Origin of the sequence: Pseudomonas izuensis, from assembly GCF_002356535.2 — a bacterium.
Classification (GTDB): Bacteria; Pseudomonadota; Gammaproteobacteria; order Pseudomonadales; family Pseudomonadaceae; genus Aquipseudomonas; species Aquipseudomonas izuensis.
This window is the reverse complement of record NZ_AP017423.2, coordinates 5,784,591-5,808,337: the sequence shown is the minus strand read 5'-3', so window position 1 is coordinate 5,808,337 and position 23,747 is coordinate 5,784,591. Positions and strand designations below refer to the sequence as shown.

Genomic DNA, 23,747 nt, shown 5'->3' with positions numbered 1-23,747 from the left:
GTCATGCTGATCAAAATCCCCAAAGCGTCCGACTGCCATGAGTCGGATGTCACGCCTGAATCCATCTACCTTTCTCGACGCAATGTTTTGGGTGCTGCCGTTACCGGCCTGGCCTTGAGCAGTCTGCCGCGGTGGGCGAGTGCCGGTGATGCGGCGCGGTATGCAGACGTCGAGCCTGGCAAGGCGCCATCATGGTTCAGCGAAAAGCTTGCATCCATCAAGTGGGGTGCGGTTAACGTCAGGGATGAGGCGATAACGCCATTCAAGGATGCAACCCACTACAACAACTTCTATGAGTTCGGCACGGACAAGGGTGATCCGGCTGCCAATGCCGGTACATTAAAGACTGAGCCATGGACTGTCGTGGTGGATGGTGAGGTGGCCAAGCCGGGGCGCTATGCACTGGAAGACTTCATGAAGCCATATCAACTGGAGGAGCGCATCTACCGCCTTCGTTGCGTAGAGGCCTGGTCGATGGTCATTCCGTGGATAGGTTTCCCCATTTCCGCGCTGCTCAATCAGGTAGAGCCCACCTCAAAAGCCAGATTCATTCGTTTCGAAACCCTTGAAGACCCCAAGAGCATGCCGGGGCAGCGCTCGGGCTTTGCCTTGATCGATTGGCCGTATGTGGAAGGGTTGCGGCTGGATGAAGCGATGAACCCTTTGGCGATTCTGGCGGTGGGGATGTACGGGCGCGAGTTGCCGAATCAGAACGGTGCACCGCTGCGTTTGGTCGTGCCGTGGAAATACGGCTTCAAAAGCATCAAGTCCATCGTGCGGATCACTCTGGTAAGTGAGCAGCCAAAAACGACCTGGCAGAGTATCGCTTCGGACGAGTACGGCTTCTACGCGAATGTGAATCCTGAGGTCGATCATCCACGCTGGACTCAGGCGCGCGAACGGCGCTTGCCGAGTGGCCTGTTCAAGCCGAATGTGCGTGACACGCAAATGTTCAATGGCTACGCGGATGAAGTCGCTTCTCTATATACAGGGCTCGATCTGCGGAAGAATTATTGATGCGATATCCGTTCTGGCGTGTAGGTGTTTTCATCGCCGCGGCGATTTGGCCGCTGCTTTGGTTGTATCAGGCCTGGGAGGACGTGCTGGGGCCGGACCCAGGCAAGGTGTTGGTTGACCGGTTGGGGGTGGGGACGCTTGTTCTGCTGCTCATTACGTTAAGCATGACGCCGCTGCAGAGGCTCACCGGTTGGGCGGGCTGGATTGCTGTTCGCCGGCAACTGGGTTTGTGGTGCTTCGCGTATGTGGTCCTGCATTTGAGCGCCTATCTGGCGTTCATTCTCGGATTTGACTGGTCGCAGCTGGGCGTCGAGTTGCGCAAGCGTCCCTACATCATTGTCGGAGCCTTGGGGTTTGTGTGTCTGCTGGCTTTGGCGGGGACGTCCAATCGCTATAGTCAGCGCCGCTTGGGCTCGCGCTGGAAGAAGTTGCATCGCCTGGCATACGTGGTGCTCGGACTTGGATTGCTGCATATGCTCTGGATCGTGCGCGCGGATCTTAAAGAGTGGGCGATCTACGCGGCCATAAGTTCGTTGCTATTAGTGTTGCGCCTGCCACCGGTAACTCGACGAATCCCGCGTTTAGTGGCTAAAAAGGCCTCTTCTGCCAAAAAGGCGTAATTAATGGTTGACGGCAGATTCTGGAAGCCTATAATTCGCCCCACTTCCGGCGCAGTCGAAACGGAAAACTCCTTGGTAAACAATGAGTTACGCAGTTTTCGACAGTGGGTTGCTTCAGGTCATCGAAGCCGAAAGGAAGTTGAAAAAGAGGTGTTGACAGCAGCGAGTAACGCTGTAGAATTCGCCTCCCGCTGACGAGAGATCGACGGCGCAAGTGGTTGAAGTTGTTAAGGATTCCTTGAAAACTTCTGAAACAAATCACTTGACAGCAAATGAGGCTGCTGTAGAATGCGCGCCTCGGTTGAGACGAAAGATCTTAACCAACCGCTCTTTAACAACTGAATCAAGCAATTCGTGTGGGTGCTTGTGGTATCAGACTGCTAGTCAACAGATTATCAGCATCACAAGTTACTCCGCGAGAAATCAAAGATGTAACCAACGATTGCTGAGCCAAGTTTAGGGTTTTCTCAAAACCCAAAGATGTTTGAACTGAAGAGTTTGATCATGGCTCAGATTGAACGCTGGCGGCAGGCCTAACACATGCAAGTCGAGCGGATGAAGAGAGCTTGCTCTCTGATTCAGCGGCGGACGGGTGAGTAATGCCTAGGAATCTGCCTGGTAGTGGGGGACAACGTTTCGAAAGGAACGCTAATACCGCATACGTCCTACGGGAGAAAGCAGGGGACCTTCGGGCCTTGCGCTATCAGATGAGCCTAGGTCGGATTAGCTAGTTGGTGAGGTAATGGCTCACCAAGGCGACGATCCGTAACTGGTCTGAGAGGATGATCAGTCACACTGGAACTGAGACACGGTCCAGACTCCTACGGGAGGCAGCAGTGGGGAATATTGGACAATGGGCGAAAGCCTGATCCAGCCATGCCGCGTGTGTGAAGAAGGTCTTCGGATTGTAAAGCACTTTAAGTTGGGAGGAAGGGTTGTAGATTAATACTCTGCAATTTTGACGTTACCGACAGAATAAGCACCGGCTAACTCTGTGCCAGCAGCCGCGGTAATACAGAGGGTGCAAGCGTTAATCGGAATTACTGGGCGTAAAGCGCGCGTAGGTGGTTTGTTAAGTTGGATGTGAAAGCCCCGGGCTCAACCTGGGAACTGCATTCAAAACTGACAAGCTAGAGTATGGTAGAGGGTGGTGGAATTTCCTGTGTAGCGGTGAAATGCGTAGATATAGGAAGGAACACCAGTGGCGAAGGCGACCACCTGGACTGATACTGACACTGAGGTGCGAAAGCGTGGGGAGCAAACAGGATTAGATACCCTGGTAGTCCACGCCGTAAACGATGTCAACTAGCCGTTGGGAGCCTTGAGCTCTTAGTGGCGCAGCTAACGCATTAAGTTGACCGCCTGGGGAGTACGGCCGCAAGGTTAAAACTCAAATGAATTGACGGGGGCCCGCACAAGCGGTGGAGCATGTGGTTTAATTCGAAGCAACGCGAAGAACCTTACCAGGCCTTGACATCCAATGAACTTTCCAGAGATGGATCGGTGCCTTCGGGAACATTGAGACAGGTGCTGCATGGCTGTCGTCAGCTCGTGTCGTGAGATGTTGGGTTAAGTCCCGTAACGAGCGCAACCCTTGTCCTTAGTTACCAGCACGTTATGGTGGGCACTCTAAGGAGACTGCCGGTGACAAACCGGAGGAAGGTGGGGATGACGTCAAGTCATCATGGCCCTTACGGCCTGGGCTACACACGTGCTACAATGGTCGGTACAGAGGGTTGCCAAGCCGCGAGGTGGAGCTAATCCCACAAAACCGATCGTAGTCCGGATCGCAGTCTGCAACTCGACTGCGTGAAGTCGGAATCGCTAGTAATCGCGAATCAGAATGTCGCGGTGAATACGTTCCCGGGCCTTGTACACACCGCCCGTCACACCATGGGAGTGGGTTGCACCAGAAGTAGCTAGTCTAACCTTCGGGGGGACGGTTACCACGGTGTGATTCATGACTGGGGTGAAGTCGTAACAAGGTAGCCGTAGGGGAACCTGCGGCTGGATCACCTCCTTAATCGACGACTCAGCTGTACCATAAGCTCCCACACGAATTGCTTGATTCATTGAAGAAGACGAAAGAAGCAGCCCGAAATTGGGTCTGTAGCTCAGTTGGTTAGAGCGCACCCCTGATAAGGGTGAGGTCGGCAGTTCGAATCTGCCCAGACCCACCAATTTTGTGTGGGAAACGCCTGTAGAAATACGGGGCCATAGCTCAGCTGGGAGAGCGCCTGCCTTGCACGCAGGAGGTCAACGGTTCGATCCCGTTTGGCTCCACCACTACTGCTTCTGAAGTAAAGCTTAGAAATGAGCATTCCATCGCCGGTTGGTGGTGCTGAATGTTGATTTCTAGTCTTTGACTAGTTCGTTCTTTAAAAATTTGGGTATGTGATAGAAAGATAGACTGAACGTTACTTTCACTGGTAACGGATCAGGCTAAGGTAAAATTTGTGAGTTCTCTTAATTGAGAAATTCGAATTTTCGGCGAATGTCGTCTTCACAGTATAACCAGATTGCTTGGGGTTATATGGTCAAGTGAAGAAGCGCATACGGTGGATGCCTTGGCAGTCAGAGGCGATGAAAGACGTGGTAGCCTGCGAAAAGCTTCGGGGAGTCGGCAAACAGACTTTGATCCGGAGATGTCTGAATGGGGGAACCCAGCCATCATAAGATGGTTATCTTAAGCTGAATACATAGGCTTAAGAGGCGAACTAGGGGAACTGAAACATCTAAGTACCCTGAGGAAAAGAAATCAACCGAGATTCCCTTAGTAGTGGCGAGCGAACGGGGACCAGCCCTTAAGTGGCTTTGAGATTAGCGGAACGCTCTGGAAAGTGCGGCCATAGTGGGTGATAGCCCTGTACGCGAAAATCTCTTGGTCATGAAATCGAGTAGGACGGAGCACGAGAAACTTTGTCTGAATATGGGGGGACCATCCTCCAAGGCTAAATACTACTGACTGACCGATAGTGAACTAGTACCGTGAGGGAAAGGCGAAAAGAACCCCGGAGAGGGGAGTGAAATAGATCCTGAAACCGTATGCGTACAAGCAGTGGGAGCCCACTTTGTTGGGTGACTGCGTACCTTTTGTATAATGGGTCAGCGACTTATTTTCAGTGGCGAGCTTAACCGAATAGGGGAGGCGTAGCGAAAGCGAGTCTTAATAGGGCGTCTAGTCGCTGGGAATAGACCCGAAACCGGGCGATCTATCCATGGGCAGGTTGAAGGTTAGGTAACACTGACTGGAGGACCGAACCGACTACCGTTGAAAAGTTAGCGGATGACCTGTGGATCGGAGTGAAAGGCTAATCAAGCTCGGAGATAGCTGGTTCTCCTCGAAAGCTATTTAGGTAGCGCCTCATGTATCACTGTAGGGGGTAGAGCACTGTTTCGGCTAGGGGGTCATCCCGACTTACCAAACCGATGCAAACTCCGAATACCTACAAGTGCCGAGCATGGGAGACACACGGCGGGTGCTAACGTCCGTCGTGAAAAGGGAAACAACCCAGACCGTCAGCTAAGGTCCCAAAGTTATGGTTAAGTGGGAAACGATGTGGGAAGGCTTAGACAGCTAGGAGGTTGGCTTAGAAGCAGCCACCCTTTAAAGAAAGCGTAATAGCTCACTAGTCGAGTCGGCCTGCGCGGAAGATGTAACGGGGCTCAAACCATACACCGAAGCTACGGGTATCACGTAAGTGATGCGGTAGAGGAGCGTTCTGTAAGCCTGTGAAGGTGAGTTGAGAAGCTTGCTGGAGGTATCAGAAGTGCGAATGCTGACATGAGTAACGACAATGGGTGTGAAAAACACCCACGCCGAAAGACCAAGGTTTCCTGCGCAACGTTAATCGACGCAGGGTTAGTCGGTCCCTAAGGCGAGGCTGAAAAGCGTAGTCGATGGAAAACAGGTTAATATTCCTGTACTTCTGGTTATTGCGATGGAGGGACGGAGAAGGCTAGGCCAGCTTGGCGTTGGTTGTCCAAGTTTAAGGTGGTAGGCTGGAATCTTAGGTAAATCCGGGATTCCAAGGCCGAGAGCTGATGACGAGTTACCCTTTGGGTGACGAAGTGGTTGATGCCATGCTTCCAAGAAAAGCTTCTAAGCTTCAGATAACCAGGAACCGTACCCCAAACCGACACAGGTGGTTGGGTAGAGAATACCAAGGCGCTTGAGAGAACTCGGGTGAAGGAACTAGGCAAAATGGCACCGTAACTTCGGGAGAAGGTGCGCCGGTGAGGGTGAAGCACTTGCTGCGTAAGCCCACGCCGGTCGAAGATACCAGGCCGCTGCGACTGTTTATTAAAAACACAGCACTCTGCAAACACGAAAGTGGACGTATAGGGTGTGACGCCTGCCCGGTGCCGGAAGGTTAATTGATGGGGTTAGCTAACGCGAAGCTCTTGATCGAAGCCCCGGTAAACGGCGGCCGTAACTATAACGGTCCTAAGGTAGCGAAATTCCTTGTCGGGTAAGTTCCGACCTGCACGAATGGCGTAACGATGGCGGCGCTGTCTCCACCCGAGACTCAGTGAAATTGAAATCGCTGTGAAGATGCAGTGTATCCGCGGCTAGACGGAAAGACCCCGTGAACCTTTACTATAGCTTTGCACTGGACTTTGAATTTGCTTGTGTAGGATAGGTGGGAGGCTTTGAAGCGTGGACGCCAGTTCGCGTGGAGCCATCCTTGAAATACCACCCTGGCAACTTTGAGGTTCTAACTCAGGTCCGTTATCCGGATCGAGGACAGTGTATGGTGGGTAGTTTGACTGGGGCGGTCTCCTCCTAAAGAGTAACGGAGGAGTACGAAGGTGCGCTCAGACCGGTCGGAAATCGGTCGTAGAGTATAAAGGCAAAAGCGCGCTTGACTGCGAGACAGACACGTCGAGCAGGTACGAAAGTAGGTCTTAGTGATCCGGTGGTTCTGTATGGAAGGGCCATCGCTCAACGGATAAAAGGTACTCCGGGGATAACAGGCTGATACCGCCCAAGAGTTCATATCGACGGCGGTGTTTGGCACCTCGATGTCGGCTCATCACATCCTGGGGCTGAAGCCGGTCCCAAGGGTATGGCTGTTCGCCATTTAAAGTGGTACGCGAGCTGGGTTTAGAACGTCGTGAGACAGTTCGGTCCCTATCTGCCGTGGACGTTTGAGATTTGAGAGGGGCTGCTCCTAGTACGAGAGGACCGGAGTGGACGAACCTCTGGTGTTCCGGTTGTCACGCCAGTGGCATTGCCGGGTAGCTATGTTCGGAATAGATAACCGCTGAAAGCATCTAAGCGGGAAACTAGCCTCAAGATGAGATCTCACTGGGACCTTGAGTCCCCTGAAGGGCCGTCGAAGACTACGACGTTGATAGGTTGGGTGTGTAAGCGCTGTGAGGCGTTGAGCTAACCAATACTAATTGCCCGTGAGGCTTGACCATATAACACCCAAGCAATTTGACTACTCGAAAGAGCATCAGATTGCGGTGTGTGAAGACGCAACGAACCGAAAGTTCGACGCTCACAAAACACCGATTTCTATCACCTACCCAATTTGCTGAAGCGCGGCCAACCGGCCACGATTCGGTACCCGAATTTCTTGACGACCATAGAGCATTGGAACCACCTGATCCCATCCCGAACTCAGCAGTGAAACGATGCATCGCCGATGGTAGTGTGGGGTTTCCCCATGTGAGAGTAGGTCATCGTCAAGATTAAATTCCGAAACCCCTATCTGCGTATGCAGGTAGGGGTTTTGTTTTGCGCGCTAGAAAAGCACGATGTGCGATGTGGCTACGCAAAAAATTGCACAGTTATTTTCGATTCAGGACACTAGAATAGGTCCAACTTTTTCGGAGCCAGAGCCTTTATGCCAGATCCGGTTGACACCTCAGGGCTGTCAGAATTACCACTGGATGATTTGGTGGCGTGTCATGAGTGCGACTTGCTGATGAGCAAGCCTGAACTCGCCCATGGCGAGAAAGCTTTATGTCCGCGTTGCGGTTACGAGCTCTATGCCCATCGATACAACGTCGTGCAGCGCAGTCTCGCCTTAGTGATAGCGGCACTCTTGTTGTATGTGCCGGCGAACTTTTTGCCCATCATGCAGCTCAACTTACTCGGTCAGTCATCGCAGGATACTGTCTGGAGCGGTGTTGTCGGTCTTTTCAATTCGGACATGCAAAGCGTTTCCGTGATTGTGTTCCTGTGCAGCATGGGCATCCCGCTGCTCAAACTGCTCTGCCAACTCGTCGTCCTGCTGAGTATCCGTTTTGATATTGGACGCAGCTACGGCTTGCTGCTCTACCGTATTTATCACCATTTACGAGACTGGGGGATGCTTGAGGTTTACCTCATGGGCGTGCTGGTGGCGATCGTCAAACTGGCCGATATGGCAGCCATGACCATAGGCCTCGGGCTGGCCTGCTTCATTGGATTGTTATTGGTTCAGGTATTGCTGGAGGTTGTGATGTCGCCTCACCAGATCTGGCAGGCATTATCAGGAGAGGATGTCCATGCGGGCGATTGATGCGGGCATTCTGATTTGTACGGAATGCCATGAGTTGAACAGGCAGGAAGCCGATACCGATGAGCAGGTCTGCACTCGCTGCGGAGCACTGGTTCATGCCCGCCGCCCAAACAGTCTGATACGGACTTGGGCGTTGCTGATTACTGCGGCGATTCTCTACATACCCGCTAATGTGCTGCCGATCATGACGGTGAGTTCCCTGGGCAAAGGTGATCCGAGCACCATTATGTCCGGAGTGATTCAGCTGGTTCAGCACGGCATGTTTCCCATCGCGGCCGTGGTGTTCATCGCCAGTATCCTGGTGCCCACCTTCAAACTGGTAGGCATCGCGCTGTTGTTGTATTCCGTGCAACGTCGCCAGCCACTCTCGGCCCGGCAGCGCATCTGGATGTACCGCTTTATCGAGTTCATCGGCCGTTGGTCGATGCTCGACATCTTTGTGATCGCCATCCTGGTGGCGGTCGTGAATTTTGGACGGCTCGCCAGTGTCGAAGCCGATCTTGGTGCCATTGCGTTTGCCAGTGTGGTGATTTTGACAATGCTTGCCGCAGTAACTTTCGATCCCCGACTGATTTGGGATAACACGGAGTCGGACGACGACCATGACTGATTTGCCTGTAGCGAAAACCCGACCGGCTTCGAACTGGTCTGCCATTTGGGTGTTGCCCCTGATCGCGTTGATCATCGGCGGCTGGCTTGGCTGGCGTGCGTACAACGAGACCGGCATCGAAATTCAGGTGCGCTTCGAAAGCGGCGAAGGCATTCAGGCCAACAAGACCGAAGTGGTCTACAAAGGCATGTCGGTTGGCAAGGTGAAGGCGCTCAAGCTGGATGACGAAGGCGCCTCCAAAGGTGTGATTGCGACCATCGAAATGAACAAGGATGTGGAGCAGTACCTGCGCACCAGCACGCGTTTCTGGTTGGTCAAGCCGAGCGTGAGCCTGGCCGGTATCACGGGGCTGGAGACGCTGGTCTCGGGCAACTACGTGGCGATCAGTCCGGGCGAAGGCGAGCCTACCCGCAAGTTCAAGGCGCTCGCTCAAGAACCTCCACTGTCCGACGCCCAGCCTGGCCTGCATCTGACGATCAAGGCCGATCGACTGGGTTCGCTCAACCGTGGCAGCCCGGTGTTCTACAAGCAAATCAAGGTTGGCCAGATCAAGAGCTACGTGCTGTCCGAGGACCAAAGCACCGTTGAGCTCAAGGTGTTCATCGAGCCGACCTACGCCAAACTGGTGCGCAAGCACACGCGTTTCTGGAACGCCAGCGGCATCAGCATCGATGCCAATCTGTCTGGCGTGAAAGTCCGCAGTGAATCCCTGGCGAGTATCGTTGCCGGGGGGATTGCGTTCGCCACGCCGGAAAACCGCAAGGACAGCCCGCCCACCGACCCGAGCCTGCCGTTCCGTCTTTACGAAGACTTCGATGCGGCCGCCGCCGGGATCAAGGTCAAGGTCAAGCTCAGTGATTTCGAAGGCTTGCAGGCCGGTCGCACCCCGGTGATGTACAAAGGTATCCAGGTGGGTACGCTCAAGGCGCTCAAGATTGACCCGGATCTGTCCGCCGCCAGCGCGGAGTTGACGCTGGACCCGCTGGCCGAAGACTACCTGGTCGAGGGCACCCAGTTCTGGGTGGTCAAACCTTCGATCTCCCTTGCCGGCATTACGGGCCTTGAGGCGCTGGTCAAAGGTAACTACATCGCCGTGCGTCCCGGAGACAAAGGCGCAGCGCCGCAACGGGAATTCGTGGCACGGCCCAAGGCGCCGCCGCTGGATCTGCGTTCGCCGGGACTGCACTTGGTGTTGTTTACCGAAAACCTCGGTTCACTGGAGGTTGGCAGCCCGGTTCTCTACAAGCAGGTCAAGGTGGGTTCGGTTCAGAGCTATCAGTTTTCGCGCAAGAGAAACCAATTGGTAATCGGTGTTCACATCGAGAAGGAATACGAAAACCTGGTCAACGCCTCGACACGGTTCTGGAACGCCAGCGGCATCACGCTGACAGGTGGGCTGACCGGTGGGATTCAAGTCAAGAGTGAGTCGTTGCAAAGCCTGATGGCGGGTGGCATTGCTTTCGAGACACCAGAGGCCAAGGCACCCTTGCAAAAGCGCATTCCTCGTTTCCGGTTGTTCGCCAGCCATGAAGATGCCACGCAAAAGGGCGCGATGATCACGATCAAGGTTGACCGCGCCGATGGATTGCGAGCCGGGACACCGATTCGCTTCAAGGGGCTGGATGTCGGCAAGATTGAAAACGTGGACCTCAGCGATGATTTGCAATCGGTATTGCTGACGGCACGCATCACTGAAGTGCCTGAGCGTATTGCGCGGGTCGGCAGCGAGTTCTGGGTGGTCAAGCCGGAGTTGGGGCTGATCAAGACGTCGAACCTGGAGACGTTGGTGACCGGGCAATACATCGAAGTGCAGCCCGCACCGAAGAATCTGGGTCCGCAGAAGAACTTTGTCGCCCTGGTCAATCCGCCAGAAGCTGCAAAACAAGAAGCCGGGTTGAGCCTGGTCTTGAGCGCTCCCCGCCGGGGCTCGCTGAAGGCCGGGGTGCCGGTAACCTACCGCGAAATCACCGTGGGTAAGGTGACGGGATATGAGCTGGGCCAGACCGCGGACCGGGTGTTGATCCGCATTTTGATCGAACCGAAATATGCGCCCCTGGTGCGTAGCGGTACCCGCTTCTGGAACACCAGTGGTTTTGACTTTGATGTCGGTCTGTTCAAAGGCGCGACAATGCGCACCGAGTCGCTGGAAACCATGATTCAGGGCGGCGTAGCGTTTGCCACACCGGACGGCGATCGCATGGGCAGTGCGGCACGGCCGGAGCAGACGTTCCCGTTGTTCGACAAGTTTGAAGAGGAATGGCTGACCTGGGCGCCGAAGATCTCCCTGGGTAAATAGCCGGACATTGAGCCTGTCTGTGGCGACGCCTTCGCTGGCAAGCCAGCTCCCACAGTGATCTGGGTGAATCACAGTCTTGTGATCAACCTGGAACCCTGTGGGAGCTGGCTTGCCTGCGAAGAGCCCCTGAAGTTCACCGCACCCCTGAAAGAATGCCCACAAAAAAGGCCGCGATCCCTATTGGATCGCGGCCTTTTTGTTGCCATCAACTAAAGCCAATCAAACCGCATCCAGCTCCGGTTCGTCCGCTTCGACATTGACCGTCGCTTTCACCTGGTCGTGACGACGAATGTACTTCCAGTCTGCTTCGTCGATGTAGATGCCGGCCGGGCCGCTGCCGCCTTCCAGGTCGATGGCGACACTGGCGCAGACTTGCGGCTTCACACTGGCCAGGATCGGCACGAAGCCCAGTTGCAGGCTGGTTTCCAGAAGGGCTGCCTGGTTCTTCTCGTCGATGTCCGCCGCCTCGTCGAGGTAGTACGGCAAGCGCACACGCCCGGCCAGGTCGCGATCCATCAAGTGCAGCAACAAGTACATGTTGGTCAGTGCCTTGATGGTCATGGTGGTGCCGTTGGACGCCGCGCCATCGATGTCGGTATGGATCACCGGCTGACCGTTGACCTTGGTGATCTCGAACGCCAGTTCGAACAAGTCTTTGAGGCCGAGCTGGTTGTGGTTGGCGGCCACCAGTCGCGCCAGGTATTCCTTGGCCTCTTCGTTCTTGTTGTCCTGCTCCGCGCTCTGACTCAGGTCGAACACCGACAGCGTCTCGCCTTCTTCGTACTGGCCGGCGCTGTGGATGATCTGGTCGATATGCTTGAGCGCTTCCTTGTTCGGTGCAAGGACGATGCGGAAACTCTGCAGGTTGGACACCTGACGCTTGTTGATCTCGCGGTTGAACAGCGCCAGTTGGTGTTCGAGGCTGTCGTAGTCGCTGCGGATGTTGCGCAGGGTCCGGGCGATGTCGGTCACAGCCGCGCGACGGGCCTTGCCCAGGGTCAGGGCTTCATCGGTGCGGTGTGCGTAAGCGTTGATCAACAGTTGCAGGCGACGCTCCATATCGTCTTCGCTGTCGAACTTGGCCACGCCCTTAAGGCGCACCTGAGCGTACAGCGCTTCGATCTGGCCGTCGGCACGCAGCAGGCCTTGCCAGCTGTCCTGATAGTCGTTGAGCAGCGGCAGCAGGTTGTCCATGGAATCGTCGACCGGGTCCATGAACGGCGTGCCGAACGGCAGGTCCGCCGGCAGCAGTTGACGGCGGCGCAGGGCGTCATCGAGGGTACGCTGCTTGGCTTCCATGTCCGCGATCTGCCGGCCAACCAGTTGCAGCTTGGCCGACAGTTGCTGGACGCGCTCGGTGAACGCATCGCTGGAGCGCTTCAACTCTTCCTGTGCGGCTTCCATCTGCGCCAGCTGTTCCAGCTTGTCGCCTTCCTCGGCGCTCAATGTTTGTGTGCGACGGAAATCTTCCAGCGCCTTTTGAGCATCCAGCACCTGCTGGTAGAGGGCTTCTGTCTGGGTCTTGCTCGCGGCACGGTCGGCGGCCACGGCCTGTTGGGTTTTCAGTTGCTTGAGTTCTTTGTCCAGGCGCTCTTTCTGGTCACGCAATGCCGCACGATCAGCCAGGGCTTGCAGGGCCGGTGGCTCAATGTGCGAGAGGTCGATGGACAGGCCCGGCACTTCGAAGCGCTCGCCCTTGAAGCCGTCGAGAATCAGCTCCACGGATTTGACCCAGTCGCCGTTGTCGTCCAGCGCAATACCGTGTTCGCCCAGGGGCAGGCTGAACAGGGCGCTGTTGAACAGGCGCATCAGGCGCTCGACGTCTTGCTGCGAGAACTCTTCGCGCAATCGGGCATAGCTGTTGTTGTCGGCGTGATCGAGTTGCTGCTTGACCGACTTCAGGCGTTTTTCCAAGTCCCGCAGGCGCTCTTCGAGGTCTTCTGCGCTGAACTGGCGCGACTGGGCCAGTGCGCCGGCCAGTTCATCGTGGGCGTCCTTGGCGGCAAGCAGTTGTTGCTCCAGCACCTTGACGTCATCGACCAGGGCGAAACGATGCTTGAGCACCGACAACTCGCCGAGCCAGCGCTGAATGCCGGTGATTTCCCGCTCCAGGCGCATCAGTTCCTGGGTGCCGCCACGCTGGTTGTTTTGCAGGTCGTCCTGCTCGCGACGGTAGTGTTCGGCCTGAATGGTCAGCTCTTCCTTGCGTGCACTGGCGTAGTCCGACCAAGTGCCGAGCAACGAGTCGAGCAGCGGCGACAGGCGATGCAGCTTGCCGCGCAGCACGTCACGCTGCTTCACGCCGTTGGCCAGTGCTTCGACCAACGGGCCGGCAGCGACCAGCGAGTTGTAGTCCTGCTCCATGCGTCGTACGTCACGGAAGGCTTCTTCGCACGCGGCGATGTAATCGACGCTACCGGAGCGCAGGCTGTGCTCAAAGGCATCGAGGAACAACTGCTTGAGTTTGGCTGCGGTGATCTCGCGCATGTGCAGCAGGTTGATGAACAACGCCCGGAAGGTCTTCAGGCTCTGTTCGCTGGTGGAGCGCAGCGGGATCAGCGTCAAATCCAGCGGAATCGAGGTGTGACCACCGACCAGCAGACGGCGCAGTTCGTCCGGCTTCAGTTCATAGGCTTTCAGGCCTTCGCGTTCGAGGTTGGTGAACAACTCTTTCTGGCGCAGGCAGGTGTCGTTTTTCTGGTAATGGGCCAGGTCCAGTTTGCCGGCGTAGGCAAAGAACTGGTGACCGAAGCCGCCGCCGGGGCCGCGACCGACCACGCCGATCACGTGCGGACCGTGGGGCAGCGAGACCTCTACCAGGATGTAGCTGGTGTCCGAGGCGAAGTAGAAACGCCGGGATTGTTCCAGGCTGTACTTGCCGAAACTCATGTCCGACATGCGCGCCAGGATCGGGAATTGCAGCGCGTTGATCGACGCGGATTTACCGAGGTTGTTTGCGCCGTAGACCGACAGCGGCTCTTCCAGCGGAAACAGGCCGAGGCTGTAGCCGGCGGTGTTCAATAGGGCAAAGCGGCGGATGCCGTAGCGTTCCTTGCTCATGCGTCGAGCTCCTGTTCTTCGGCAATGGCACGGGCCAGGGCGTCTTCTTCGCTTTCACCTTCAAATTCACTGAGATCCAGCGGGTCGTCGGTCTCCAGCAGTTTTTCGTCGCTGTCCTCGTCGATGAGCACGGGCGCCGGCAGCGGCAATACGCTGTGCAGGCTGGCGGCGAGGTCACGGTCCTGCTGAACCGACAGGCAGACATCGAGGAAGCGGTGCATCGGCGGCAGGAAGCGGTAGACACCGTTTTCCTCGCTGGCAAAACCGAGCTGGGTCATGCGGCGCATGATCTTTTCTTCCAGCTCATCCTGGGTCTGCACTTCAGCCTGGATAAACAGGTCGCGGTACTTTTCCAGCAATGACGGCAACTCATCGCGGCCGAGGCTGCCGCCGTCGAGCACGGAGATCGGGTCGCGACCCTGGTCAGCCAGGTGCTCGACCAGGATGAAAGTGAACAGCGCCAGGCGCTGGGCGGTCTTGTTCACCGCGGCGGCGGCGAGGTCCGGCACGAAGTAGTAGAAACCACGGGTGTCGCATACCAGTTCAAAGCCCAAGGCTTTGAACAACGTGCGGTATTGGTCCTGAAAGTTCGACAACTGTGCGTACAGCTCCGGATCACGGCGGCTGACGTGGTAACCCTTGAAAAGCTCGCGAAAGATCGGCGCCAGCTGGGACAGTTCGGATAGATCAAGATGCATGTGGTGTGCTCGCAGAATTCTCGGTGGTGTCAGGACCGGCCGAGAGCAGGGCGAAGGAGCGCAGGCTGACCTGGTGCTCGTGTGTGAAGTAGTCGCGACGTTCCAGGCGCTCGCGCTTGAAGCGTTTTTCCCGGGACAGGCGCGAGAACCAGTACAGCAATTCGTCGGTGGCGCCGTCCGGCTCCTGCTCCAGCAGCCAGGTCATCAGGTCTGGCATCGGCAGGGCGTTTTCGCAACGGTCGAGCATCTCCCGAACCGTGCGTGGCGCGCGCGGGGCTTCGCCTTTCTGGGTCTTGTGGGCCTTGGGGAAACGCGCCGGTTTCGGTTCGAAACGGGCCAGGGCGTAAACGTAGGCCTCGACCTGACTGGCGCTGCCAAGAAAGGTGCTTTGCGGCCGGGTGAACATGGGCATGGCCGCTTGTGGCACGGCATCGATGCCCTTGCGACGAATCATCGACAGCGCCAGCGCCGCACCACGGGTCACCGCATTGTGGCGGCGCGCTTCTTCACGCAGCGGCAGCAGCAGTTCGCGGGCGTGACGCAGGGTCAGTTGGGCGCTGGTCTGCATTTCAAGGATGCGCGCGTGGGTGCGCAACAGCATGTCGTCGTCGACCAGATGGCCGAGGCGCTGTTGTTCGCTGAGCATCTTCAGCAGAACCGTTTCGACCTTGCGCACGCCTTGCTCGAAGGCGCCGTCGGCGTTGACCAGGTCAATCATCGGTTCGACGTATTCATCCCAGGTCGCCAACACTTCAGCGTAACGCTGGCGCAAGGGGATCTGCCGGTCGCTGGTCTTGGCCCGTTCGGCCACGGCCACCAGCGCCTGTTCGTCATTGTCGAGTTTTTTCAGTACGTCACGTACGCGCATGTCCAGCAGGCGCAACTGGCGGGCCAGATCGTTGCCGTCGCGGATGTCGAAGGCGTCCTGGATGTAACCGGCCAGGCGCTCGAGATGGCGCAGGTAGGCTTCGATTTCCAGGCACAGGCCCAAGCGGTGTTCACGGCGCAGATAGGCGAGGAAGTCGTGAATCTGCGCATTGAGCTCGAAACGGTTCGGGCTTTTCGCCACGGGAACCAGAATGTCGAGGCGAATCCACACGTCCAGCAGGCTGGTGATGTCCTGTGGCGTACTGTCCAGTTGCTGGGCGGCCAACTGTGAACGCAATTCGTTGAGGCTCAGGGTGCCTTGGTCGAAGTGCTCGCACAGAGGCTCCAGAAGTGCCCAGTGTTCAGCGAGGGCGCGCAAGACGCGCTTGGGTTCGATCATCGGAATGGCCGGCTGGTTGGCGATTAAAAGCCGCGATTGTACTGCATCACGCAGGATGCGATTCACTCTCGGGACGGGCTGTCGCTTTTATTCAGGTCAAGTCTATCGATCAACTGCGGGCGATCTTGAGCGAAGGGCGGTAGAATCTCCGCACTTTAGTTATCCACAAGTGGCTGACCTTTGCTTATCGAGTCCCGTCGCCGCGCCTATCTGAGCGCCATGCAGGTAGTCAACTGGCTGCCGCGCACCGAATTGCCCTTTGCTGCGCCGTCGCGGCCCGAGCTGCTGGAGCCGACTGAGCCATTGGTCGCCACCCCGATAGCGCCGGCGGCAGTAGTCGATGCGCCCGTACAACCGGTGGCCAAACCGGCCGAGCGTGTGAAGGTCGAAGTGCCGCGGCCATCGCTGGCAAGCACCCGCACCGGCGCCAAACCTGCGGATGAGGCCGAAGAAGCACCGGTCGTCGCCAGGGTCGCACCGGTGCCACCCCCGCGTTTTGCCCTGCAATTGCTGCGCGCCGGGCGTTGCCTGGTGCTGGTGGAGTTACCCACAGGCGAAGCTTTCCAGACCCGCGACCCCGCTTATTTACTGCTCAAGGACATGTTGCGCGCCGCCGGTCTGCCGGACAGCCCGCAGATTGTCGGCGAGCCGGTGCGCTGGCCGCTGCTGGTCCGAGGCACCATGGATCAAGGTCCGGAAGCCGCCCGCGACTTCGTGCAGGGATTTCTCTCGGCCCGGCTGGAGGATGCGCCGTGCGTCTGCCTGTGGCTGATCGGCCTGCCGGCGGTGCGTTTTGCCGGTGAGGCGAATGCCGAATCGTTTAATCGCGAACTCCAGGTCGAAGGCCTGGGTTCGGTCTGGGCCTTGCCGGGCCTGGAATTATTAATGGAAGAGCCACAGCGTAAAGCTGATGTCTGGCAAGCCATGCGTCGGCTGATGGCGCGCTGGAAAGAATCGAATGAGTGACGCTGTATCGTTCCGCCCGATGACCGAGGCGGACCTGGAAACCGTACTGAAAATCGAATACGCCGCCTATAGCCATCCCTGGACCCGCGGAATTTTTCTCGATGGCCTGGGCAAGTACCAGATCTGGTTGATGTTTGAAGGTCAGCAGCAGGTTGGCCACGGCGTGGTTCAGATTATTCTCGATGAAGCACATCTGCTGAACATCACCGTGAAACCGGAAAATCAGGGCCGTGGCCTGGGTCTGACGTTGTTGGAGCATTTGATGTCGATTGCCTATAAGGCCGATGCCCGGGAGTGTTTCCTGGAAGTGCGCGACAGCAATACCGCAGCGTTCAAGCTGTATGAGCGCTATGGCTTTAATGAGATCGGCCGGCGACGGGATTACTACCCGGCGGTGGGTGGGCGCGAAGATGCGGTGGTCATGGCCTGCACCTTGGTCGACTGAGCTTGAAAGCTGCGCGAGCAGGCTCTCCCACAGGGATTGTGATGAGTACACAAATACGGTGAGCAACCCAAGCCTTTGTGGGAGCGGGCTTGCTCGCGAAGGCAATCGGTCAAGCTCTGAAGATTAACGTTTTTTGTCGAGCGGATCGCGCTGCGCCAGTTCCGCTTCATCCAGCCCCTTGCCGCCTCCGATATCCTCTTCATCGACAATGCTCAAGTCCCAATCAGCCCGACTGTCCCCACCGGCTTCATGGGCATCCCGTGCACCATCCTCACGGATCAGGGTTTCAGGGCTCATATCGTCGTCAGTGGATTCATGGTCAGCCGTTGAGCCACCGGTCATGCCCGCTTTACGAACACGCTCACGCGGCATCAATTGTTTGCGTTCACGCTTGGGCAGCTCATCGCCGATTTTTGCGCCGGGCAGTTCGTCGTCGAAATCCAGCTCATGCACCGAACCCATGCGGTCTTCGTTATCATCGATGGGCTCCGGTTGCACCGCATCGTATGGGCGTCGTGAATCAGTCATGGCCATTCCTCATGCTGTAGGCCTCATACTGTAGGCCTTACTACAGTGGACCCACCGGGCACACGAGAATTCCAACGAAAACACCTGCGATCCTTTGGTGACCCCGACGGGCGGTTGTCTGTCAAAGCAGCGAATCATTCTTGAGGCTTCCCAGCATGCACGACTTACAAGACCTGATTGATAACAACGAACGTTGGGCTGACGCGATCACCAAGGAAGATCCGGACTTCTTCGCCAAGCTGGCGCGCCAACAGACGCCGGAGTACTTGTGGATCGGCTGTTCCGATGCGCGGGTGCCGGCCAACGAAATCGTCGGCATGTTGCCGGGCGACCTGTTCGTACACCGCAACGTGGCCAACGTGGTGCTGCACACTGACCTCAACTGCCTGTCAGTGATTCAGTACGCGGTCGACGTGCTCAAGGTCAAACATATCCTCGTCACCGGCCACTATGGCTGCGGCGGTGTGCGCGCCTCGATGCAGGATCGCCAGTTCGGCCTGATCGATGGCTGGCTGCGGTCGATTCGCGATCTTTATTACGAAAAACGCGAAGAGCTCGCCCTGTTGGCCACAGAAGAAGAGCGGGTCGACCGCCTTTGCGAACTCAACGTGATCCAGCAAGTGGCTAACGTCGGCCACACCAGCATCGTGCAAAACGCCTGGCATCGCGGGCAGAGCCTGTCGATTCATGGCTGCATCTACGGCATCAAGGACGGTCGCTGGAAAAGCTTGAACACCACCATCAGCGGCTTCGAACAATTGCCGCCGCAGTACCGTTTGCGTCCGTTCGAGCCGTTGTAAAGCTTGTAGGCGCTGAGCGTGCTGAGTCCGCCTTCGCCGCAAGCTTCGCTCCTACGGCCGACGCCAGTGTTGTAGAAAACGCTGGCCGTCGGCGTTCGGCGGTTCATCGTGGCCGGTGATCCAGCCCCGACAGTTGTGTGAGCCACAGCGACACGCGAACTGACGCAGCAGTTTGTCTTCGCTGACGGTGTAATCCATTGTCAGCCGGTCGCCTTTCTGAATGTCCTTCAGCGCCCATAAACACAGATCGCTGAAATCGAGGTAGATATTGGGGTCGCAGGAATGCCACAGCAATCCGCAGAAATTCGGATCGTAGGCATGTACGCCGGGCGCAAGTTGCCGGGTATGTCGGCAGCGATAAGTCAGCAAATGCCCTGAAACCCGACAGATTCGGCTGATTCGGGGAAACTCCCGTCGCGCTATGACAGCGACCGGCGTGCCCTCGTTGTTCGTGAGGATCTCGAAGTCGGCGAGGGAGGGAAATCCGTGCTGAAGAGACAATCGGGCAAAGGGATAAACACCCGCAGGTGGTGCAGCAAGCGGCTTGCGCCATGCATTGGCTTTCATAACGATCCCTGTCGGCTGGGTGCTGCGACGTCCATCGGCTGACGATCCTGTCAGCGCTGCAGCACATGGGGGCAGTACAAGCCTCTCGCAGATGGAACGGGTGGTCTACTGTCATATTTGACAGTGCGACACCCGTTCATCGTTTTATAGCGGTGGCGCCGGGGTCGCGGTGGCAGGTGCTGGCGCCTTCAGTTGTTTGAGCTGGGGCGCGATCGCCGCTGACGCGCATTTGCCCGTGGCCTGTGCGGGCGTCAGGTTGCGGATCGAGGTGTAGAACAGCTCGCAGGTTTTCTCTTTCTGGGCAACTTGCCAGGTTTGCGTGCAAGTCTTCAGCTCAATGTCGGGATTGCTGTCCGGTTGACGGCCCATGGCGGCCTGCCAGCAGGCGACACTCAAGTCCTGACCCATGACTTTCAGGCCCGCAGAATCGGCCTTGGCTTTTGCATCGTTGCCGGAATAGTTGGCCGGATCGGCGGCGTACCAGATGTAGCTCGGATGGTTGGAACCCAGCACTGGCACTTTTACCCCGGCATCAGGGCTGATGTTGACCAGGCTCAACACATTCACGGTCGGCCCGTATTGCCGTTTGACCCAGTCACGCACCGGTGCACCGAAAGCGACCATCGGTAGCGCCGCGCCACTGGCGCTCTGGCTGATTTCCTTGACCATCGCCGTCTGGTAATCCTTGAAGTAGTCGTAGACACCCTCCAGGTCCTTGCCGGCGTTGGACGGGGCGGCAATCGGGGCGATATCGATGATCGTCTGGTAGCCCGGCGTCTGCTCGGCCGGGATGCCGTTGATGGTCAGCAGCGAGGCCCAGCGATCGGTCGTGGCGGACCTCAGGTAATCCTGGGCTTGGGTCAACGAATAGTCTGGCGGGAAGTGCAGCAGCTCGACGCTTTTACGGTTCTCCAGCGCCATGCCCAGCGGCAGGAACAGGTACCAGCTAAAGGCCCATTTGCCATCGGCATTCAGTTTGCTGGCGCCGTTGTAGGCCAGATCGCCCGCATCGAGCAGCGCGACCAACGGCTTTTCATAACCGTTGGGCACCCCGCTAATTTTCGTGAAGAGCTGACCGTTATCGGTTTTGACCAGCACCTTCGCGTCGCTGTAGCCGTCGCGCTGCACGCTTTGGGTCAGGTAATGTTCGACGGTTTGCTCCAGCGTCCAGTTGCGAAAGCAAATCACGTTGCAGTTGTTCGGATAGGAAAACAGGCGGGTGAGGCGTTCAGGGCTGCCCAGCACCAGGCTGACGTCCGCATGGGCAGTGGCACTCAGGGTAAGGGCCGCGAGGGCAAGTCCAGCAAGTTTGAGCATGCTCAGGTCCTTTTCAGCGTGTAGGTCCAATACCTATTGAAGCAGACATGACCAGACAACGAGTGGGGCCGATAAAAATATCGGCCCCTTTTGCTTCTACGGCATCACCGGTGCCGTATAGGCGAGCGTCGTCCCCAGTGCCCACAGCAGGAACAGCACCACTGGGGTATGCACCAGCAGTTGCACGAACGAAAATCCGATCAGGTCCCGCGCCTTCAGCCCCAGCACGCCCAGCAGCGGCAGCATGTAGAACGGGTTGATCAGGTTGGGCAAGGCTTCGGCGGCGTTATAGATCTGCACGGCCCAACCCAGGTGATATTTCAGGTCGTTGGCCACTTGCATCACGTACGGTGCTTCGATGATCCACTTGCCGCCGCCGGACGGAATGAAGAAGCCGAGAATCGCCGAGTACACGCCCATCAACAGTGCATAGGTGTCGTGGGAGGCGATGCTGACGAAAAAGGTCGAGATGTGGTGGGCCAGGGTCTGGGCATCGGCGCCTTTTACCGTGGTCATCAACGCCGCGATCGAGCCATACAGCGGGAACTGGATCAGCACGCCAGTGGTAGTCGGTACTGCACGGGCCACGGCATCGAGGAAGCTGCGCGGACGCCAGTGCAGCAAAGCTCCGAGCATGATGAACAGGAAGTTGTAGGTGTTCAGGCCGGAAATCGCGCTGATCGCCGGTTTGGTCGAGAACTCATGGAGCAGCCATCCGGCGGCCAGCAGCACCAACAGGATGATCAGTAGCGGGCTGTGCTCCAGCCATTCGCCGGGACGGGTGCGCGGTTGCAGGGGCGGCAGGTTGAAACTCGGGTCGACGCCGCAAGCCTTGGCGTCACGAGCCGAATTCGGGCCCGGGGCGGTGGCGTAAGCAATGATCAGTGAGATAACGATCAATGCCAGCAACATCGCACCGGACTGCCAGAGAAAGATCGTCTGGGTGAACGGAATTACCCCGGTGATCGACAGAATCGACGGTGGCAGGCTCGCCGGGTTGGCCTGCAGTTGTGCCGCCGACGACGACAGGCCCAACGCCCACACCGCCCCCAGCCCAAGGTAAGCCGCTGCGCCTGCGGCGCGGTAATCCATCTTCAGATCGGTACGGCGGGCGAGGGCGCGGACCAGCAAACCGCCGAAAACCAACGACAAGCCCCAGTTCAGCAGCGACGCGACCATGGAAATCAAGGCGACCCAGGCCACGGCAGAGCGGCCGTTTTTCGGCAGTTTCGCCAAGCGATCGATCAGCTTCACCGCCGGTGGCGAGCTGGCGACCACATAACCGCCAATCACCACGAAAGCCATCTGCATGGTGAACGGGATAAGGCTCCAGAAACCATCACCAAACGCCATGGCGGCATCGGTGGGTTTGGCGCCCATGACCATGGTAGCCACGGCGACGATAATCACCGCCAGGGCGGCAAACACCCAGGAGTCGGGGAACCAGCGTTCGGCAAAGCTTGAACAGCGCAGGGCAAAGCGGGCGGAGCGGCTATCTTCGATATCAGCGGCCACGGGAGTACCTCGGATTTTTATGTTTGTTGTGGTCTTCGGGGCGGCAGAGGCCCGTCTGGACAGGCGTTAACAGTAAATCAAGCGGAGGTTTTTTGCGGGGCTGTTTTGTGGCTATGGGACTTTGGTCTAACGGGTTGTCCGCAGGCGCGTTTGCGTAGACCATGGGCGCCTTGGTTTTTGCCTGTGCCAGAGTTCTTTTCATGACTGTCGATATCGATTCGCGCCCGGCGCCGTTCAGCCGCTCGGACTACAAGACCCTCGGGCTCGCGGCCCTCGGCGGGGCGCTGGAAATCTACGATTTCATCATTTTCGTATTTTTTGCGCTGACCTTGAGCCAGCTGTTCTTCCCGCCGGAAATGCCCGAATGGCTTCGATTGTTGCAAAGCTTCGGCATCTTCGTCACCGGTTACCTGGCGCGACCGCTTGGCGGGATCCTGATGGCGCATTTCGCTGACAGGTTGGGGCGCAAGAGAGTCTTCAGCCTGAGCATCCTGATGATGGCGCTGCCGTGTCTGCTGATCGGGATCATGCCGACTTACGCCCAGATTGGCTATTTCGCACCGCTGCTGCTGTTGCTGCTACGCGTCCTGCAGGGCGCGGCGGTAGGCGGCGAGGTACCGAGCGCCTGGGTATTCGTTGCCGAGCATGCGCCGGTGGGGCATCGCGGTTACGCCCTGGGCTTTTTGCAGGCGGGATTGACCTTTGGCTACCTGCTCGGCGCCTTGACGGCAACGTTTCTCGCCCAGGCCTTTACCCCGGCGGAAATCCTCGATTACGCCTGGCGATACCCGTTCCTGCTGGGCGGTGTGTTCGGTGTGATTGGCGTCTGGTTGCGTCGCTGGCTCAGCGAAACCCCGGTGTTCATGGCCATGCAGGCCCGACGCGAGGAGGCGGTCGAGTTGCCGCTGCGGGCGGTCCTGCGTGAACACCGGCTGGCCATGCTACCGGCGATGATTTTGACCTGCGTGCTGACCTCGGCGGTGGTGGTATTCGTGGTCATCACGCCGACCATGATGCAGAAAACCTTCGGCATGACCGCCAGCCACACGTTCGCCTTGAGTGCGCTGGGTATCGTTTTTCTGAACATTGGCTGCGTACTCGCCGGATTGCTGGTCGACCGCATCGGCGCCTGGCGCACTGTCATGCTGTACAGCCTGTTGCTGCCGCTGGGAATTGGCGTGCTCTATGCCTGCCTGATCGGTGGCGGTAACTGGATCGGCCTGGCCTATTCCGTGGCCGGCCTCGCCTGTGGTGTGGTCGGTGCGGTGCCGTCGGTGATGGTCAGTTTGTTCCCGGCACGGATTCGAGTTTCGGGCATTTCGTTTACCTACAACATTGCCTACGCCGCGTGGGCGAGTATCACACCGTTGCTGTTGATCGGTCTGATGCCCTGGAGCCCCTGGATCTGCGTGATGTTCTGCGCGGTGATGGGCGCGGTGGGTGTAGCCAGCGGGGCGTATTTCGGCGCGCGGATGCCGAGAATGGCCAACTGCTCGGCTGCTGGCGCGATGTAAGCAGAAGGGGCT

16 protein-coding genes, 2 tRNA genes and 3 rRNA genes are annotated in these 23,747 nt (G+C 57.6%); 14 read left to right on the top strand and 7 right to left on the bottom strand.

Annotated features, from left to right (window positions below):
- Positions 1-3 precede the first annotated feature (3 nt).
- The 10 genes from msrP to LAB08_RS25880 all read left to right on the top strand — a co-directional run bounded on the left by msrP (position 4) and on the right by LAB08_RS25880 (position 11,058).
- Positions 4-1,017: a protein-methionine-sulfoxide reductase catalytic subunit MsrP gene (msrP, locus tag LAB08_RS25925; RefSeq protein ID WP_096515188.1), complete on the top strand. Its 1,014-nt coding sequence runs from the start codon at positions 4-6 to the stop codon at positions 1,015-1,017.
- Complete coding sequence (gene msrQ / locus LAB08_RS25920; protein WP_096515189.1) at positions 1,017-1,637, top strand: protein-methionine-sulfoxide reductase heme-binding subunit MsrQ; 621 nt, start codon at positions 1,017-1,019, stop codon at positions 1,635-1,637. The genes msrP and msrQ overlap by 1 nt, the downstream gene beginning before the upstream one ends.
- A gap of 486 nt (positions 1,638-2,123) precedes the next feature.
- Positions 2,124-3,660: ribosomal RNA gene (locus LAB08_RS25915) — 16S ribosomal RNA — on the top strand.
- Between the two features lie 80 nt (positions 3,661-3,740).
- Positions 3,741-3,817: transfer RNA gene (locus LAB08_RS25910), tRNA-Ile, on the top strand.
- Positions 3,818-3,847: 30 nt separating this feature from the next.
- Positions 3,848-3,923 (top strand) — tRNA-Ala (locus tag LAB08_RS25905).
- Positions 3,924-4,172: 249 nt separating this feature from the next.
- A 23S ribosomal RNA gene (locus tag LAB08_RS25900) occupies positions 4,173-7,064 on the top strand.
- A gap of 157 nt (positions 7,065-7,221) precedes the next feature.
- A 5S ribosomal RNA gene (rrf, locus tag LAB08_RS25895) occupies positions 7,222-7,337 on the top strand.
- The 16S, 23S and 5S rRNA genes sit together here with 2 tRNA genes alongside, the layout of an rRNA operon.
- A 155-nt stretch (positions 7,338-7,492) precedes the next feature.
- Positions 7,493-8,152, top strand: coding sequence for a paraquat-inducible protein A (locus LAB08_RS25890; protein ID WP_096515191.1), 660 nt, complete (start codon positions 7,493-7,495; stop codon positions 8,150-8,152).
- Positions 8,139-8,762, top strand: coding sequence for a paraquat-inducible protein A (locus tag LAB08_RS25885; RefSeq protein WP_096515193.1), 624 nt, complete (start codon positions 8,139-8,141; stop codon positions 8,760-8,762). The genes LAB08_RS25890 and LAB08_RS25885 overlap by 14 nt, the downstream gene beginning before the upstream one ends.
- A complete protein-coding gene (locus tag LAB08_RS25880; protein ID WP_096515196.1) occupies positions 8,755-11,058 on the top strand; it encodes a PqiB family protein in 2,304 nt (767 codons plus the stop codon). Before LAB08_RS25885 ends, LAB08_RS25880 begins: the two co-directional genes overlap by 8 nt.
- 219 nt (positions 11,059-11,277) lie before the next feature.
- Here LAB08_RS25880 and mksF read toward each other — a convergent pair whose 3' ends face one another.
- The 3 genes from mksF to mksB are packed head-to-tail and all read right to left on the bottom strand — an operon-like array spanning position 11,278 to position 16,083.
- Positions 11,278-14,118 carry an Mks condensin complex protein MksF gene (gene mksF / locus LAB08_RS25875; protein WP_096509066.1) on the bottom strand — a complete coding sequence of 947 codons (2,841 nt, stop codon included), beginning with the start codon at positions 14,116-14,118 and terminating at the stop codon, positions 11,278-11,280.
- Positions 14,115-14,816, bottom strand: a complete 702-nt coding sequence (gene mksE, locus LAB08_RS25870; protein ID WP_096509067.1) for an Mks condensin complex protein MksE — start codon at positions 14,814-14,816, stop codon at positions 14,115-14,117. Before mksE ends, mksF begins: the two co-directional genes overlap by 4 nt.
- Positions 14,806-16,083: an Mks condensin complex protein MksB gene (mksB, locus tag LAB08_RS25865; RefSeq protein WP_172901563.1), complete on the bottom strand. Its 1,278-nt coding sequence runs from the start codon at positions 16,081-16,083 to the stop codon at positions 14,806-14,808. The genes mksE and mksB overlap by 11 nt, the downstream gene beginning before the upstream one ends.
- Before the next feature lie 219 nt (positions 16,084-16,302).
- On the opposite strand from mksB, the gene LAB08_RS25860 reads away from it, so the two are divergent.
- Both LAB08_RS25860 and rimI read left to right on the top strand, forming a co-directional pair.
- Positions 16,303-17,049: a P-loop NTPase family protein gene (locus tag LAB08_RS25860; RefSeq protein ID WP_096509069.1), complete on the top strand. Its 747-nt coding sequence runs from the start codon at positions 16,303-16,305 to the stop codon at positions 17,047-17,049.
- Positions 17,042-17,494 (top strand): ribosomal protein S18-alanine N-acetyltransferase, encoded by a 453-nt coding sequence (rimI, locus tag LAB08_RS25855; protein WP_007978046.1) that lies wholly within the window; start codon positions 17,042-17,044, stop codon positions 17,492-17,494. Before LAB08_RS25860 ends, rimI begins: the two co-directional genes overlap by 8 nt.
- Positions 17,495-17,617: 123 nt before the next feature.
- Here rimI and LAB08_RS25850 read toward each other — a convergent pair whose 3' ends face one another.
- Positions 17,618-18,022, bottom strand: a complete 405-nt coding sequence (locus LAB08_RS25850; protein ID WP_096509070.1) for a serine kinase/phosphatase — start codon at positions 18,020-18,022, stop codon at positions 17,618-17,620.
- Positions 18,023-18,177: 155 nt separating this feature from the next.
- Here LAB08_RS25850 and can point away from each other — a divergent pair, with 155 nt between their 5' ends.
- Positions 18,178-18,822 carry a carbonate dehydratase gene (gene can, locus LAB08_RS25845; protein WP_096509071.1) on the top strand — a complete coding sequence of 215 codons (645 nt, stop codon included), beginning with the start codon at positions 18,178-18,180 and terminating at the stop codon, positions 18,820-18,822.
- Positions 18,823-18,873: 51 nt separating this feature from the next.
- Here the strand turns inward: can and LAB08_RS25840 are convergent, their stop codons facing one another.
- The 3 genes from LAB08_RS25840 to LAB08_RS25830 form a co-directional block, all read right to left on the bottom strand.
- A complete protein-coding gene (locus tag LAB08_RS25840) occupies positions 18,874-19,389 on the bottom strand; it encodes an SET domain-containing protein-lysine N-methyltransferase (RefSeq protein ID WP_096509072.1) in 516 nt (171 codons plus the stop codon).
- 144 nt (positions 19,390-19,533) lie between these two features.
- Complete coding sequence (locus tag LAB08_RS25835) at positions 19,534-20,706, bottom strand: hypothetical protein (RefSeq protein WP_096509073.1); 1,173 nt, start codon at positions 20,704-20,706, stop codon at positions 19,534-19,536.
- 96 nt (positions 20,707-20,802) lie between these two features.
- Positions 20,803-22,221 carry a short-chain fatty acid transporter gene (locus LAB08_RS25830; RefSeq protein WP_096509074.1) on the bottom strand — a complete coding sequence of 473 codons (1,419 nt, stop codon included), beginning with the start codon at positions 22,219-22,221 and terminating at the stop codon, positions 20,803-20,805.
- 200 nt (positions 22,222-22,421) lie between these two features.
- Here LAB08_RS25830 and LAB08_RS25825 point away from each other — a divergent pair, with 200 nt between their 5' ends.
- Positions 22,422-23,735, top strand: a complete 1,314-nt coding sequence (locus LAB08_RS25825; RefSeq protein WP_096509075.1) for an MFS transporter — start codon at positions 22,422-22,424, stop codon at positions 23,733-23,735.
- Positions 23,736-23,747: the final 12 nt, after the last annotated feature.